This is a genomic window from Microbacterium sp. P5_E9, assembly GCF_054049175.1.
Genome location: NZ_JBFUMV010000012.1, coordinates 19,139 through 34,575, shown reverse-complemented (window position 1 = coordinate 34,575; position 15,437 = coordinate 19,139). Strand labels below are relative to the sequence as shown.

13 protein-coding genes are annotated in these 15,437 nt (G+C 70.8%); 8 read left to right on the top strand and 5 right to left on the bottom strand.

What is annotated here, in order from left to right; translation table 11 throughout:
- Positions 1 to 188: 188 nt before the first annotated feature.
- The 4 genes from ACXJ3V_RS14290 to ACXJ3V_RS14275 are packed head-to-tail and all read right to left on the bottom strand — an operon-like array spanning position 189 to position 4,584.
- Complete coding sequence (locus tag ACXJ3V_RS14290; protein ID WP_457100990.1) at positions 189 to 1,262, bottom strand: hypothetical protein; 1,074 nt, start codon at positions 1,260 to 1,262, stop codon at positions 189 to 191.
- Complete coding sequence (locus tag ACXJ3V_RS14285) at positions 1,259 to 2,512, bottom strand: sensor histidine kinase (RefSeq protein WP_457100989.1); 1,254 nt, start codon at positions 2,510 to 2,512, stop codon at positions 1,259 to 1,261. Before ACXJ3V_RS14285 ends, ACXJ3V_RS14290 begins: the two co-directional genes overlap by 4 nt.
- Entirely contained in the window at positions 2,502 to 3,173 is a 672-nt protein-coding gene (locus tag ACXJ3V_RS14280; protein ID WP_457100988.1) for a response regulator transcription factor, read from the bottom strand. Before ACXJ3V_RS14280 ends, ACXJ3V_RS14285 begins: the two co-directional genes overlap by 11 nt.
- Before the next feature lie 10 nt (positions 3,174 to 3,183).
- Positions 3,184 to 4,584: a class I SAM-dependent RNA methyltransferase gene (locus ACXJ3V_RS14275; protein WP_457100987.1), complete on the bottom strand. Its 1,401-nt coding sequence runs from the start codon at positions 4,582 to 4,584 to the stop codon at positions 3,184 to 3,186.
- Between ACXJ3V_RS14275 and ACXJ3V_RS14270 the strand changes: the two genes are divergently transcribed.
- Complete coding sequence (locus ACXJ3V_RS14270) at positions 4,583 to 5,230, top strand: Maf family protein (protein WP_457100986.1); 648 nt, start codon at positions 4,583 to 4,585, stop codon at positions 5,228 to 5,230. The two genes, ACXJ3V_RS14275 and ACXJ3V_RS14270, sit on opposite strands and share 2 nt — an antisense overlap.
- A gap of 78 nt (positions 5,231 to 5,308) precedes the next feature.
- The gene (locus ACXJ3V_RS14265; RefSeq protein WP_457100985.1) at positions 5,309 to 7,075 is read left to right on the top strand and encodes an acetyl/propionyl/methylcrotonyl-CoA carboxylase subunit alpha; all 1,767 of its coding nucleotides are present in this window, start codon (positions 5,309 to 5,311) and stop codon (positions 7,073 to 7,075) included.
- 60 nt (positions 7,076 to 7,135) lie between these two features.
- On the opposite strand, the gene ACXJ3V_RS14260 is transcribed toward ACXJ3V_RS14265, so the two are convergent.
- A complete protein-coding gene (locus ACXJ3V_RS14260; protein WP_457100984.1) occupies positions 7,136 to 8,596 on the bottom strand; it encodes an NAD(P)H-quinone dehydrogenase in 1,461 nt (486 codons plus the stop codon).
- An 81-nt stretch (positions 8,597 to 8,677) separates the two neighbouring features.
- Here ACXJ3V_RS14260 and ACXJ3V_RS14255 point away from each other — a divergent pair, with 81 nt between their 5' ends.
- The 6 genes from ACXJ3V_RS14255 to ptsP all read left to right on the top strand — a co-directional run bounded on the left by ACXJ3V_RS14255 (position 8,678) and on the right by ptsP (position 15,428).
- The gene (locus tag ACXJ3V_RS14255) at positions 8,678 to 9,511 is read left to right on the top strand and encodes a purine-nucleoside phosphorylase (protein WP_457100983.1); all 834 of its coding nucleotides are present in this window, start codon (positions 8,678 to 8,680) and stop codon (positions 9,509 to 9,511) included.
- The gene (locus ACXJ3V_RS14250) at positions 9,508 to 11,229 is read left to right on the top strand and encodes a phospho-sugar mutase (RefSeq protein WP_457100982.1); all 1,722 of its coding nucleotides are present in this window, start codon (positions 9,508 to 9,510) and stop codon (positions 11,227 to 11,229) included. Before ACXJ3V_RS14255 ends, ACXJ3V_RS14250 begins: the two co-directional genes overlap by 4 nt.
- Positions 11,230 to 11,325: 96 nt before the next feature.
- Positions 11,326 to 12,693 carry an MFS transporter gene (locus tag ACXJ3V_RS14245; protein WP_457100981.1) on the top strand — a complete coding sequence of 456 codons (1,368 nt, stop codon included), beginning with the start codon at positions 11,326 to 11,328 and terminating at the stop codon, positions 12,691 to 12,693.
- Between the two features lie 9 nt (positions 12,694 to 12,702).
- Entirely contained in the window at positions 12,703 to 13,287 is a 585-nt protein-coding gene (locus tag ACXJ3V_RS14240; protein ID WP_457100980.1) for a GNAT family N-acetyltransferase, read from the top strand.
- A gap of 185 nt (positions 13,288 to 13,472) precedes the next feature.
- On the top strand, positions 13,473 to 13,748 hold the full coding sequence (locus tag ACXJ3V_RS14235) for an HPr family phosphocarrier protein (protein WP_457100979.1): 276 nt from the start codon (positions 13,473 to 13,475) through the stop codon (positions 13,746 to 13,748).
- A gap of 3 nt (positions 13,749 to 13,751) precedes the next feature.
- Positions 13,752 to 15,428: a phosphoenolpyruvate--protein phosphotransferase gene (gene ptsP / locus ACXJ3V_RS14230; protein ID WP_457100978.1), complete on the top strand. Its 1,677-nt coding sequence runs from the start codon at positions 13,752 to 13,754 to the stop codon at positions 15,426 to 15,428.
- Positions 15,429 to 15,437: the final 9 nt, after the last annotated feature.

Here is a 15,437-nt window from a genome sequence, read left to right as displayed (position 1 = left end):
TTTGCGTTCGGCTGACCTGTCCGCTTCATGCGGGTCCGGGTTCGGCCATGTGGACGGTTTTCGGGTAACTGTCCGCACAGGCGGGGGGCCAGCGATATCGCGGCTCCCCGCCTCTTCTGTTTCCGCCCCCCGCCCCGGTTCCCCTCCCCCACCGGGACGGGGGGCGAGATGCTCGTGGCGCGTCGACGTCAGCCGCTGCCTTCCGCGAGAGACTCCGCAGCGCGGGGGATCTCGCGCCAGAGCTCCACGGCATCCTCATCCGACAGACCGGGCCCCTCGGCGGATCGCCCGACGACCGTCACCGCCACGCGGTCATGGGGCGAGGTCCTGATGTAGAGCCGATCCGACCGCGCATCGCGCAGAGTCGTGACGAGCTGGGCGCGGATGTGGTCGAGGGATGCCTCGTCCACGTCTTCCAGACCCCCCTCGTCGAGCACCGTGACGGTCGCGCCGCGCCCGCGGGCGGCCGCGAGCTCGGCGCGCACAGCGTCATCGAGCAGCCGAGGTCCGCGCATCTCGTCGCGCAGGGCCCCTTCCGCGACGCGCGCTTCGAGCCTTCCGGGCGGGTCGAGATCTGCGCCCGTCACGACGGCGCGGGTGAGGATCGGGCCGGCGATCACCAGCGCACGCTGGATCTGAACCCGGCGCTCCCGCTGCCGGACCGCCTGCGACGCCTGCCATGCAGACGCCGCCCGCTGCAGCTGCGCCAGCCGGCTCGTGTCCCGGGCAGCGCGATCCATCGAGAGCACCAGCAGCTGTGCCACCGCAACCCACATGATCGACCCCACCAGCCCGAGCGACAGGGCCGCGGGCGCTCCCATCCACAGGAACGAGGCAACGGTGAGGATCGCGATGCCCGACCAGGCCACCCAGACGCGGCGCCGCGCCATGACGATCGCCATCAGCGCGCCGATCCCCCCGAGATACCAGGTCGCATACGGCGCAGTGCGGGCATCATCGCCGACGCCGAGCGCCACGCTGGTCGGGACGAGAACCGCGACGGCCAGCGCCAGCACGCACGCCCAGACCGGGAGCACCGTCGGCCCGTGCACCCCGGTCGGCGGCGGATCAGCGCGTGAACCGGAGGCCCCAAGGCCCGGCTCCCAGAAGATGCAGAGCCAGGTGGTCAGGAGATAGAGAACCAGCGCCGTGATGAGCACGAAGGGATAGGGCACCGGTTCGGTCCACCACAGGCCCCGCGCCGCGAGGTAGGCGGTGAACGCGACCGCGAGGCCCACCAGCACACCGCGAACGCTGATCATGCGACCGGCTCCCGCCACTCCAGGCGCACCAGGGTGCCCCGCTCGCCGGATGCGATCCTGGTGGTGCCGCCGACGGCGGCGACGCGCGCCACGATCGACGCACGGATGCCGAGCCGGTCGTCGGGCATGCCTTCGAGGTTGAAGCCGCTGCCGGTGTCGCGCACCTCGATCCGCACGCGGGTGGGTCGGGCGTCCGCACGCAGCACGACGGCGAGACCGCGCCCGTCGGCGTGCTGAACGGCGTTCGCGATCGCCTGCAGCGAAGCGAGCGTGAGTGCCCGCACGACACGGCCGGGGACGAGCGGCGTCGAGCGGTCGATCGTGTGCTCCACCTGGATGTCCACCCCGAGCTCCCGCGCACCGGCCTCGATCGCCTCGGGGATCGACCCCGCCTCGCGCGGCTCGTCGGAGCCTTCCGCGGCATCCATCCCGGTGTTCGCGAGCCGTGTGAGTGCCTCTCGCGCCATGCCGACGGCAAGGGTCCGTTCCCGGGGGGTGTGCGATCGCTCCGCCGCGATGAGGGCTGCGAGCACGCTGTCGTGCATGAGCGCGGCGACGGCGATCCGCTCCTGCTCGGCCGCATCCGCCGCCGCCGCGGCGGCGTAGGAGTCGACCGCCCGGGCCCGTGTCTCATCCACATTCGCCGCGATCCCCCGGAACAGCCACGCGAGGGTCAGCAGCAGGCCGCCGAGGATCAGCGCGAACGACACATCCAGCGAGACGGGGATCCAGAACTCCGGGGCGAAGCCGCCCTGCACCAGCCGGACCACGCCGAACAGGAGCGGGATGAGTACCGTCCAGGCGACCTGGAGGGCGAGCGGGAACGCGAGCACGGCGGCGACCGTCGCGACGTTCACGAGGTACCAGATCCAGGGCTCGGTGGTGGCGTCGGGCGTCGAGCCGGCCGTTGCGATCGGCCACAGGATCAGGGTGATCGGGTAGATCATCGCGAACATCCCCGCGAACAGGTGCACACCGCGGCCGATGGCGCACGCGAGCAGCATCAGAGTGAGCGGCACGAAGGTCGCGATCATCAGGGCGAGGTGCCAGCCGGGGGTCGCCTCGGTGGAACCCAGCGACGCCACCAGGGCCTGGACGCCGAGGACGAGCGATCCGAGGCCGGCCGCCAGTCCGATCGTCCGCTCGATCCGACGACGGGTGAACGACCCGAGTCCGAGCCTCGTCTCGCGCGCGGGAGCGATGTGCCCCCACGCCGCGTCGAGCACCGAGGCATCGGCCTCAGAGGTCACCGGGGCTCCCGCTCATCGGCGTCTGCGACAGGAGGCCGTCCTCCATCGCGCGGCGGAGCAGGTCGACCTTGGTCGGGGCGGGCCGTCCGACGTCGATGTACTTGACGCGGACGCGCGTGATGTTCTCCTTGGCCGTGGAGTAGGCGATGCCGAGCCGTTCGGCGACGACCTTGAGCGGGAGTCCTGCCGCGTACAGCCGCAGGACATCGCGCTCCCGCGCGGACAGCGCCGCGTTGGCGAAGGCGCGGTCGCCCTCCACCGCACTGGCCCACTCGACGTTGTTGAGCGGCTCGCCACGTGCCACGGAGTGGATCGCCGCGATGACGTCGCCGATCGGCGATGCCTTGCTGATCACCCCCGCCGCCCCGGCCGCGAGGGCCTCCCGAACGACTGCCGGCCGATCGGCGACGCTGTAGATGATGACGCTCGAGCCGTCGGCGGTGAGCCGGTGGACGTTCTCAGTGACGGTCGTGCCGTCACCGAGGGTCAGGTCGAGCACCACGACATCCGCAGGAGACGTCGACCGGAACGCCCGCCAGTCCAGGTATGCGGGTACGGAGGCACCCGAGAACACGACCACGAGGGAGCCGTCGCGCTGGCACGCCGCCTGCAGCCCGAGCCTCACCGACTCGTGGTCGTCGATGAATGCGACGCGCGTCATGGTGCTCAGGTTAGCGGTGCGGCACGGTTCGGGTGAGGGTTGCGATCGCCTCGATGTGATGCGAGTTGGGGAAGAGGTCGACCGCGTCGATCCGCGTCGTGTCGTACCCGAAAGCCTGGAACACGGCCAGGTCGCGGGCGAGGGCCACCGGGTCGCACGCGACGTACACGACAGTCTGCGGCCCGAGCCCCGCGACCGACTCGACGACCTCGCGGCCGGCGCCCGATCGCGGCGGGTCGAGCACGATGGCACCGCGCGAGAGTCGCTCTCGGTCCACGGCGGATATTTCGGTGGAAAGTGCCGCGAGCCAGCGATCCACGCGCGCGGTCACCGCACGCGCGCCGACCCATTCGGCGAGGTTCTCCCCCGCGTGCTCGGTCGCGCGCGGATCCGACTCGACACTCGTGACGCGGGTCGCAGAGCCGCCGAGATCTCCGAGGGCCGCCGCGAACAGGCCGACCCCCCCATAGAGGTCGAGATGCCAGGCATCCGGATCGATTCCGCCCTCGCCGCCTGGTGCATGGGTGAGCGCCGTCGTGACGAGCGAGCTGAGGGACTGCGCGGCCAGCCGGTGCACCTGCCAGAAGCCGCCCGCGTCGACGCGGAAGGAGCGGTCGCCGACACGCTCGAGGATGACTTCACGGGCGGGCCCGGTTTCGGCAGGGCCGGGCCGCTGGTGCCGATCGCCGCGGCGGGGCCGATGGCGGGCATCCGGGCGCGGGATCGCGCGCACGCGTCCGTCGGATGGCTCGACGAGGTCGACGCGGCCCGGCCGTCCGCCGGCCAGCTGCAGGGCAGCCCGTTCGACGGCGGGCGTCGCGAGGGGGTGCTCGGTGACCGGGATGACGCGGTGGCTGCGCGCGGCGTAGGGCCCGATCCGGCCCTCGTCGTCGACGTGCAGGCTGAGCCGGGTGCGCCAGGCGGTGCCGTCCGTCGTCTCGGCGGCGTAGTCGGCGGCGAACCCGAGCGGGCGGGCCGGCTGGACCTCGACCGGCAGATCGATGCCGCCCATGCGCTGCAGGGCGTCGGCGACGACCTTCTCCTTGAGTGCGCGCTGATGCGCGAGCTCGATGTGCCCGAAGTCGGCGCCACCCGGTCGGAGCCCAGGGGGCGTTCCGATGTCGGCTTCACGCCAGACGTGCGGGCGACGGTGCGGTGAGGCATCCAGGATCTCGAGCGCCTCGCCGCGCAGGAAGCGGCGCGTATCGGCGGCCGCCCCGCTCGCGGGCTCGGTCAGGCGCACGCGCACCGTCTCGCCCGGAATGGCGTCGGGCACGAAGACGACTCGCCCCTCGTGCCGGCCCACGAACACGCCGCCATGGGCGACATCGGTGATCTCGAGATCGATCAGTGCTCCGGCATCCACTCCCCGACTCTGCCACACCCCGCCGCCCGCTACCGTGGTGGTCATGCGCGTGATGCTCGCCTCGACCTCGCCCGCCCGGCTCATGCTGCTGCGGCAGGCCGGCATCGAGCCCGAGACGAGCGCCCCCGACGTCGACGAGGACGCCGTCATCGCGGCGGTCGAAGCGGCCGAGGGCCGCACCCTCGAGCCCACGGAGCACGTGCTGCTCCTCGCCCGCCGCAAGGCTGCGGACGTCGCCGCGCGGATCGCCGCAGAACAGCCGGACTTCGACGGGCTCGTCATCGGCGGCGACTCGATGTTCGAGCTCGATGGCCAGATCCTCGGCAAGCCGCACACCCCCGAGGTCGCGATCGCCCGCTGGCGGGCGATGCGCGGGCGCACCGGGGTGCTCCATTCCGGGCATGCGCTGTACCGGCTCCGTCCGACGGCCGACCCGCAGGAGGCGCATGCGGTGGCCGAGGCATCCGTCTCGTTCGCCGCGGACGTGACGGATGCCGAAATCGACGCGTACGTCGCGTCCGGCGAGCCGCTGCACGTCGCGGGGGCGTTCACGATCGACAGCCTCGGCGGGCCCTTCATCGATCGCGTCGAGGGAGACCCGTCCACAGTGGTCGGGATGTCGCTCTCGACCGTGCGCCGGCTCGCCGCGGAGCTCGGTGTGGACTGGCCCACCTTGTGGACGCGCTCGTAGACTCCCCCACACGTTTGCATACGTTTCTTGTGTCAGTCGCCCAAATTGGGGCCCCAAGCGCTGGGTAGGCTGGCACTCATGCCACAGATCGCCAAGGTGCTCGTAGCCAACCGAGGCGAGATCGCCGTCCGGGTCATTCGCGCCGCCCGCGACAGCGGAAGGGCCTCGGTGGCCGTCTACGCCGACCAGGACCGCGACGCCCTGCACGCCCGGCTCGCCGACGAGGCGTACGCCCTCGAGGGCAGCACGAGCGCGGAAACCTACCTGTCGATCGAGAAGATCCTCTCGATCGCCCGCCGCTCCGGCGCGGACGCCGTGCACCCCGGCTATGGATTCCTCGCCGAGAACGCCGCCTTCGCGCGCGCGGTGATCGGTGCGGGACTCGTCTGGATCGGCCCGACCCCCGAAGCCATCGAGGCCCTCGGCGACAAGGTCACCGCCCGTCACGTCGCCGAGAAGGTCGGCGCGCCGCTCGCGCCGGGCACGCCAGGTCCGGTGTCAGGAGCCGAGGACGTGCTCGCCTTCGTCGCCGAGCACGGGCTGCCGATCGCGATCAAGGCCGCCTACGGCGGCGGCGGGCGTGGCCTCAAGGTCGCCAGGACCGCCGAGGAGATCCCCGAGCTGTTCGAGTCCGCCACTCGCGAGGCGGTCACCGCGTTCGGCCGCGGCGAGTGCTTCGTCGAGAAGTACCTCGACAAGCCGCGACACGTCGAGACGCAGTGCCTCGCGGATGCCGCGGGCAACGTCGTCGTCATCTCGACGCGCGACTGCTCGCTGCAGCGCCGCCACCAGAAGCTCGTCGAGGAGGCGCCGGCGCCGTTCCTCACCGAGGCGCAGAACGACATCCTCTATTCGGCCTCCAAGGCGATCCTGCGCGAAGTGGGCTACGTCGGAGCGGGCACCTGCGAGTTCCTGATCGGAGCCGACGGGACGATCTCGTTCCTCGAGGTGAACACCCGCCTGCAGGTCGAGCACCCCGTGTCCGAAGAGGTCACCGGAATCGACCTCGTGCGCGAGCAGTTCCGCCTCGCCGAAGGCGAGGAGATCGGCTACGGCGATCCCGAACCGGTCGGCCACTCCATCGAGTTCCGCATCAACGGCGAGGACCCTGGGCGTGGCTTCCTGCCCCAGCCCGGTCCGATCAAGGTCTTCAAGACCTTCGGCGGACCAGGCATCCGCCTTGACTCCGGCGTCACCGCCGGCGACAGCGTCAGCGGCGCCTTCGACTCGCTGCTGGGCAAGATCATCGTCACCGGCCGCGACCGCGCCGAGGCACTCGAGCGTGCGCGGCGCGCCCTCGACGAGTTCGAGGTCGGCGGCCTTCCGACCGTGCTCCCGTTCCACCGCAAGGTGGTGCGCGACCCGGCCTTCACCGCCGAGAACGGCACCTTCGGAATCTTCACCCGGTGGATCGAGACCGAGTTCGTCAACGACATCCCGCCGTGGGACGGCGAGCTCGACGGTCCCAAGCACCCTGAGGCCCGGCACACCGTCGTCGTCGAGGTCGGTGGCAAGCGCCTCGAGGTGAGCCTCCCCGACCGGGTGGTCGTCGGCTCCGCCACGGCCGGGCGTCCCGCCGCGGTGCCGCCGTCACGCCGCTCGCACTCGCCGAGCGTCGTCGCCGGGGCATCCGGAGACGCGGTCAAGTCGCCGATGCAGGCGACGATCGTGAAGGTCGCCGTCGAGGACGGCCAGCAGGTCGTCAAGGGCGACCTCGTGGTGGTGCTCGAGGCGATGAAGATGGAGCAGCCCATCCAGGCGCACAAGGACGGCGTGATCGGGTCGATCAACGCGAGCCCCGGCACCACGGTGCCGTCAGGTCACCAGCTGCTGACGATCTCCTGACGCTGCGGGACGGATGCCGCGACATCCGCTCGCCCGCCTTCGCGGTATGCGACCCGAGCCTCAGGCTCCGGGGTCGGCGGTGCGATCGACCACGTGCATCGCCTTGGCCGCGTCTGAGATGCTGCCGGAGACCGACGGGTAGACCGTGAACACCCGAGAGAACTGGTCGACGGTCAGCCGGCGCTCGACGGCGATCGCGATGGGGTAGATGAGCTCCGAGGCGCGGGGGGCGACGATGACGCCGCCGATCACCGTGCCATCGCCCTCGCGGGCGAGCAGCTTCACGAAGCCGTCCTTGACCCCCATCATCTTCGCGCGCGGGTTCGCGGCGAGCGGGAGCTTGTGGACCACTCCGTTGATGAGCCCGGCGGCGATGTCGGTCTCCTGCCAGCCGACCGTCGCGATCTCGGGGGCCGTGAAGATGTTCGCGGTGATGCGCCGGTGGTCGATCGGGATCACGACATCGCCGAGAGCGTGGAAGATCGCCGTGCGGCCCTGCATCGAGGCGACCGACGCGAGCGGCACGAACGTCGTGCAGTCCCCCGCCGCATAGATGTTCGGCACCGACGTGCGCGCGACGCGATTGACCTGGATGTGGCCGGATTCGGTCATCTGCACGTCCGCCTCCGCGAGGCCGATGCCCGCGGTGTTGGGAACCGAGCCGACGGCCATCAGGCAGTGGCTGCCCTCGACAGTGCGCCCATCGGCGAGGGTGACGAGCACCCCGTCGCCGATGCGCTCCACCTTGTCGGCGCGCGACTTGGAGAGCACCGTCATCCCGCCGCGCTTGAAGACCTTCTCGAGCACGGCCGCGGCATCCGCGTCCTCGCCGGGGAGCACGCGCTCGCGGCTGGAGACCAGCGTCACCTTCGCGCCGAGGTTCATATAGGCAGAGGCGAACTCGGCTCCGGTGACTCCCGAGCCCACGACGATCAGGTGCTCGGGCAGCGCGGGCATCTCGTAGAGCTGGGTCCAGGTGAGGATCCGCTTGCCGTCGGGCTTGGCGCTCGGCAGCTCGCGCGGCGAAGCGCCCACCGACACGACGAGCGTGTCGGCCTCGATGCGATCGAAGTCGGTGCCGCCGGGACCTGTGGAGACGACGACCGCGCCCGGTCCCTCGAGCCGGCCGTGTCCGGAGATGATCCGCACGCCGGCCTCGACCAGCGACGCGCGCATGTCGTCGGACTGCTGGCGGGCCAGCGACAGCAGCCGCTTGTTGACCGCCGCGAGGTTGATCGCGATCTCGGGGGTGAGCGGCTTGCCGTCGTGGCTGTGCGCGAACAGCTGAACGCCGAGCTCGCTCGCTCCGGCGATCGCGACAGCGGCGTCCGCGGTCGCGATCAGCGACTTGGACGGCACGACATCGGTGATCACGGCGGACCCGCCGACGCCGGCGCGCTCCACGAGAGTGACTTCGGCACCCAGCTGAGCGGCGGCCAGAGCCGCTTCATATCCGCCGGGCCCGCCGCCGATGATCGCGACACTCTGCGTGCGTTCGAAGCTCAGGGACATGCGTCCCATTCTCACAGTCGCAGACGCGGGCCGCGGCATCCGGCACCCGCCCGGCTAGCCCCGCACGCTCGGGATTCCTAGAGTGGGGTCATGTCAGCGAGCAACGACCACCCTCTCGACGACCCGACCGCAGACCCGTTCGCCGTCGCCGCGGATGCCGCCGCCGACATCGCGCGGATCACCGGCGTCGACCGTCACGACATCGCACTCACGCTCGGCAGCGGATGGGCTCAGTCCGCTGAGCTCATCGGCGAGACGACCGCGACGATCGACGCGAGCGAGGTGACGGGCTTCAGCCGTCCCGCCCTGGAGGGACACGGCGGGACGCTGCGCAGTGTGCTGACCCCCCGTGGCAAGCGGGTCCTCATCATCGGCGCGCGCACTCACTACTACGAGGGCCACGGGGTGCGCCGGGTCGTGCACAGCGTGCGCACCGCGGCGGCGACCGGCGTCCGCACGATGGTGCTCACCAACGGCGCGGGCGGCATCCGCCATACCTGGCGTCCCGGTCAGCCGGTGCTCATCAGCGACCACATCAACTTCACCGGCGCCTCGCCGCTCGAGGGCGCGACCTTCATCGACCTGACCGACCTGTATTCGCTGCGGCTGCGTGATCTCGCCCGCTCGATCGACCCGACGCTCGACGAGGGTGTGTACTGCCAGTTCAGCGGGCCGCAGTACGAGACCCCGGCCGAAGTGCAGATGGCCAAGGTCGTCGGCGGCCACATCTGCGGCATGTCGACGGCGCTGGAGGCGATCGCGGCAAGGCAGGCCGGCATGGAGATCCTCGGCTTCTCGCTCATCACGAACATGGCCGCGGGCATCCAGAAGACCCCGCTCAGCCACCAGGAGGTCATCGAGGCCGGCCGCGAGGCCGAGCCGGTCATCTCCTCCCTCCTGGCGAAAGTGATCGGAGCACTGTGAGCGAGCTCATCGAACGAGCCCAGGCCTGGCTCGCCCAGGACCCCGACGGTGAGACGCGGGCGGAGCTCGAAGAGCTCATCGAGCGCGCCCAGGAGGAGGATGCCGAGGCCACCGCAGACCTCGAAGACCGCTTCGCCGGCCGCCTCGCCTTCGGCACCGCTGGGCTCCGCGGACGCCTGGGCGCCGGCAGCAACCGGATGAACCGCGTGCTGGTCGCGCAGGCTGCCGCCGGGCTCGCCGCCTACCTGCTCGAGCGGCACTCCAGTGGGGAGGCCGACGAGGTCCTCGGCGGCGGCCCGAGCGTTGTCATCGGCTACGACGGCCGCCGCAACTCCCGCGTCTTCGCGCAGGACTCCGCCGAGCTGTTCGCAGGCGCGGGCGTGCGCGCGATCCTGCTTCCGCGCCTGCTGCCGACACCCGTGCTCGCCTTCGCGGTGCGCCACCTCGGCGCCGATGCGGGAGTGATGGTCACCGCCAGCCACAACCCGCCCGACGACAACGGCTACAAGGTCTATCTCGGCGGCGCCGACGACGGCGCCCAGATCGTGCCGCCGGCCGACGGCGAGATCGCCGCGCACATCCAGCGCATCGCGGACGACGGCGATGTGTCACGGCTGCCGCGGTCGCTCGGATTCGTGACCGCACCGGAGTCCGTCGTCGATGCGTATGTCGACGCGACCGCAGCGGTGGCGCCCGCGCCGCCGGGCGCCGAAGGCCTGCACTGGATCTACACGGCGATGCACGGCGTCGGCTGGGAGACGCTGTCGCGGATCGTCGAGGTGGCGGGCTACCCCGCCCCGGTGGTCGTCGACGAGCAGATCGAGCCCGACGGCGGGTTCCCGACGGTCGCCTTCCCGAACCCGGAAGAGCCCGGCGCGATGGACCTGGCCTTCGAGGCAGCGCGCTCCGCGGGTGCCGAACTGGTCATCGCCAACGACCCCGACGCCGACCGGCTCGCCGTTGCACTGCCCGACGACCAGGTCGAAGGGGGCTGGCGCCGGCTCACCGGCAACGAGATCGGCCTCCTGCTCGGCTGGCGCGCCGCACGCCTGGCACAGGCCCTTCGAGAGGCTCAGGAACCGGAATTCGAAGGCGCCGGCGCGTCGCTGGCCTGCTCGCTCGTCTCGTCCCCGGGCCTGCAGACCGTCGCGGAGCACTACGGCCTGGACTTCCACGCGACGCTCACGGGGTTCAAGTGGATCTCCCGCGCCCCTGGCCTGGTCTTCGGATTCGAGGAGGCCCTGGGCTACCTCGTGAATCCGGAGACGGTCCGCGACAAGGACGGGCTGTCCGCGACGGTCGCGATGCTCGGCATGGTCGCCGAGGCCCGCGGCCGCGGGGCCACCCTCCGGGACCTGCTGCGCGAGTTCGACGAGACGTTCGGCTCATTCGCGAGCGACCAGATCTCGATCCGGGTCGATGATCTCGCCGTCATCGGGCAGATGATGTCCGCTCTGCGCGCCCACCGCCCGGCCGAGGTCGGCGGGGTCGAGGTCACCCAGATCGACGATCTGCTCGACGGCGACTCGGAGTTCCCGCCGAGCGATGTGCTGCGCCTCTGGCTCGCGGACGGGTCGCGGCTCATCGTGCGCCCGAGCGGCACCGAACCGAAGCTGAAGCTGTACCTCGACGTCCGCGGTGACTCCGCCGAGCACGCACGGGCCAAGATCGAATCGCTCGGCGCCGGCGCGAGGGCAATGCTCGACGCCGCCTCGTGAGCAGATCCAACTCGAGATATATCGCGAAACACACGGCTCCGGTGCTACAGTCCGAATTCACGATATATCGCGAGTTTGGACGAGGGTGTGCACAGAATGATCGACGAAACAGGGAATGCCGCGGCTGAGGCATCCGATCGCCCGCGCTGGCTGCGGGACACTGTGCTGTTCCTGGGCGGGCAGACCGTCAGCCTGCTCGGGTCGATGCTCGTGCAGTACGCGGTCTTCTGGTACCTCACGATCGAATACAAGTCCGGCAGCATCATGGCGCTGGCCGCGATCTTCGGGTTCCTCCCCCAGGCGCTCGTCTCGGTCTTCGGCGGAGTCTGGGCCGACCGGCACAACCGCAAACTGCTGATCATCGGCGCGGATGCCGCGATCGCCGTCTCGACCCTCGCCCTCGCGCTCGTGATGATGTCGGGCTACGACGCCGTGTGGCTCATCTTCCTCACGATGGCGGTGCGCTCGGCGGGGGCGGGGATCCAGATGCCCGCGGTCTCGGCGATCATCCCCCAGATCGTGCCCACCCGGCATCTCATCCGGGTGAACGGCCTCAACGGATCCATCCAGTCGACGATGGCCCTCGTCGCCCCCGCAGCAGCCGGAGCGATCTACGCCTGGGCATCGGCGACCCTCAGCAGCGCTGTCGGCGCCCTCATCCCCATCTTCTTCATCGATGTCGTGACCGCGGCGATCGGGATCGGGCTCATCGCGCTCATTCCGGTCACCGCCGTGCGGCGCACCGGCGACGTCCAGCCCGGCTACTTCGCCGATCTCGCCGACGGTGTGCGCTATGTCGCGCACCACGCCTTCGTCCGCTGGCTGCTTCTGCTGTTCGCGATCGTCTTCCTGCTCACGGTTGCGCCATCGAACCTCACGCCGCTCATGGCGGTGCGCTCGTTCGACGCCGGCGCGCAGCAGAACGTCGTCAACCTCGCCGTGCTGGAGATCATGTTCAGCGTCGGGATGATCCTGGGCGGCGTGCTCGTCGCGACCGTCTACGCGAAGCGCAGCCGGATCGGGCTGATCATCACGTCCTCCCTCCTGTTCGGCGCCCTCTCGATCGGGCTCGGGCTGTCCCCGAACATCTGGGTGTTCTTCGGCTTCATGTTCCTCGTCGGCATCATGGTCCCGTTCTTCTCGACCTCGTCGATGACGCTCCTCCAGGAGACGGTCGAGCCTGAGCGCCAAGGTCGGGTCTTCGGCTTCGTCGGCATCGTCATGGCCGTGGCGATGCCGCTCGGGATGGCGATCCTGGGCCCACTCGCCGACCAGGTGCCCATCGAGTGGCTCCTCGTCGGAGCCGGCGTGCTCACCTTCGTCGTGGTCGGCGCCGCGGTGGGCCTCCCCGCCGGGCGAAGGGCGGTCGCGGCGGCGCAGGCGGCCTCCCAGATCACCGGCCACGACGCCGCCGCCGCGGCAGCGGTCGTCGAAGCCACCATGCATCGCCCGGATTCGCCCTAGGCTCGGATCGTGCTGCTGACCGTCCCGCTCACCCTCGAGAACGCCTGGGTGCGGCTCGAGCCCCTCGACGCCGAGCATGCTCCTGAACTCGCCGAAGCAGCGCAGGGACTCGAGCACGCCTGGTACACCTCCGTCCCGACCCCCGAGGGCGTGCCCGACGAGATCGAACGCCGGCTGACGTGGCAGTCCGAGGGCCACATGAACGCCTGGGTCATCCGGCGGCTCGACACCGGTCGCCTGGCCGGCATGACGACGTTCTGCAACATCGACCAGGCCAACCGCCATGTCGAGATCGGCCACACCTGGATCTCGCCGACCGCGCAGCGCACCGCCGTGAACTCCGCAGCCAAGCTCCTGCTGCTCACCCATGCGTTCGAGACGTGCGACGCGATCGCCGTCGAGCTGCGCACGCACTGGCACAACCGGCAGTCCCGCGCCGCCATCGCGCGTCTCGGCGCCAAGCAGGACGGCGTGCTGCGCAATCACCGGCTCGGTCCGGACGGGACCATCCGCGACACCGTGGTGTTCTCGATCCTCCCCGGCGAGTGGCCCGCTGCCAAGCTCGGACTCGAAGAGCGGCTCGCCCAGGGCTGACGCCCTCGTGACTCCACTCCGCGCCGCGCCTCCGCCAACAGTTCCGCGGCGCGCGGGACAGTGGTCCTTGTCCGCCTCCAGGCTTTTCACAAGAATGAGCACAAGGGCGCGGCCGACGCGACGCGTCGATGACGCCAGACAGCGGATGCCGCGCAGCGACGCACGTTCCCGAGAGGAATCGAACAATGGCCCCACTCACCCGCACGGTGCGGATCGGCTCGGCTCATGGTCTGCATGCCCGCCCAGCGAAGCTGTTCGCGCAGGCTGCGAAAGATGCCGGCATCCCGATCACCGTCGCCAAGGCTTCGGGCACCCCGGTCAACGCGGCGAGCATCCTGGGGGTCATCTCGCTCGGCGCGGAGAAGGGCGACTACGTGGTGCTCTCCGCCGACGGCGAAGGCGCCGAGGCAGCGCTCGACACCCTGGCAGACCTCCTTTCCACCGACCACGACGCGGAGTAGAACATGGCTGAATTGCGAGGAGTCGGGATCGGTCTCGGCGTCGCCCAGGGGCCGGTGGCCCGGATGTCCGAGCCCCTGCCGGCACCCGATGACGCGGCGAGCGCGCTGAGCATCGCTGACGAGACCGCACGCGTACGCGAGGCGGTCGGCGCCGTGGCGCGCGAGCTCGAGCAGCGCGGCGCGCAGGCAGGCGGGGCGGCACAGGACGTGCTCGAAGCGCAGGCGATGATGGCCGAGGACCCCTCACTCGAGTCCGAGATCGACAGCAGGATCGCGCGGGGAAGCACTGCCGAGTACGCCGTGTTCGACGCCTTCGCCTCCTTCCGCGACCAGCTCGTCGCCATGGGCGGCTACCTCGGCGAGCGCGCTGCCGACCTGGACGACGTCGCCCAGCGCGTGATCGCCCGGCTGCGCGGCGTGCCGGCTCCTGGCGTGCCCGATCCGGGGCATCCCTTCGTCCTCGTCGCCAAGGATCTGGCTCCCGCCGACACGGCGCTGCTCGACCTCGACAAGGTTCTCGCGCTCATCACCACCGACGGCGGTCCCACCTCGCACACCGCGATCCTCGCCAGGGAGAAGTCGATCGTCGCGATCGTCGGGGCGGTGGACGCGAAGGGCCTGATCGACGGCGAGACCGTGATCGTGGATGCCGCGGCCGGCGTCGTCACGACGCAGCCCACCGGCGAGGAGCTCGAGCGGGCGCAGACCCGCGCCGAGGAGCGCGCGCACGCCGCGGCAGCACCCATCACCGACGGCGCACTCGCCGACGGCACCCCGATCCCGCTGCTGGCCAACCTCGGAAAGCCGGAAGGCGCCGCCGACGCGGTGTCGCTCGGGGCTGAGGGCGTTGGTCTGTTCCGGACCGAGTTCCTCTTCCTGAGCTCCACACAGGCACCGACCGTCGAGCAGCAGCGCGAGTCGTACCGGCAGCTGCTCTCGGCGTTCCCCGGCAAGAAAGTCGTCGTGCGCGTGCTCGACGCCGGCGCCGACAAGCCGCTCGCGTTCCTCAACGACGCGCACGAGGAGAATCCGGCCCTCGGGCTCCGCGGCATCCGTGCCCTGCAGGCGAGCGAGGACATCCTCCGCGAGCAGCTGACCGCGCTTGCCGAGGCGGATGCCCTGACTCGGAAGAGCCCGGAAGGCGGGGCGGACCTCTGGGTGATGGCGCCGATGGTCGCGACGGTCGAGGAGACCGAGTACTTCGTCGCCATCGCCAAGGACTATGGCATCAAAACCGCCGGCGTCATGGTGGAGGTGCCGTCGTCCGCGCTGCTGGCCGATCGGATTCTCGGCATCGCCGACTTCGCTTCGATCGGCACGAACGACCTCACCCAGTACACGCTCGCCGCCGACCGGCTGCTCGGGTCGGTGGCGGCCTTCCAGGATCCGTGGCATCCCGCCGTGCTCCGGCTCATCGGGGAGGTCGGCGCCGCCGGCGAGGCGAATGGCAAGCCGGTGGGGATCTGCGGTGAAGCCGCAGCCGATCCGCTCCTGGCCGTCGTCCTGGTGGGCCTCGGCGCGAAGAGCCTGTCGATGGCGCCGACGGCGCTCGCCGACGTGCGTGCGTCGCTTCTGCAGTACTCCCTCGACGATGCGCGAGTCATCGCCGAGGCTGCCCTCGCCGCGAACAGCGCGGCAACCGCCCGAAGTGCGGCTCAATCGGCCGCGGCCCGATTGTAAGGAGACCCA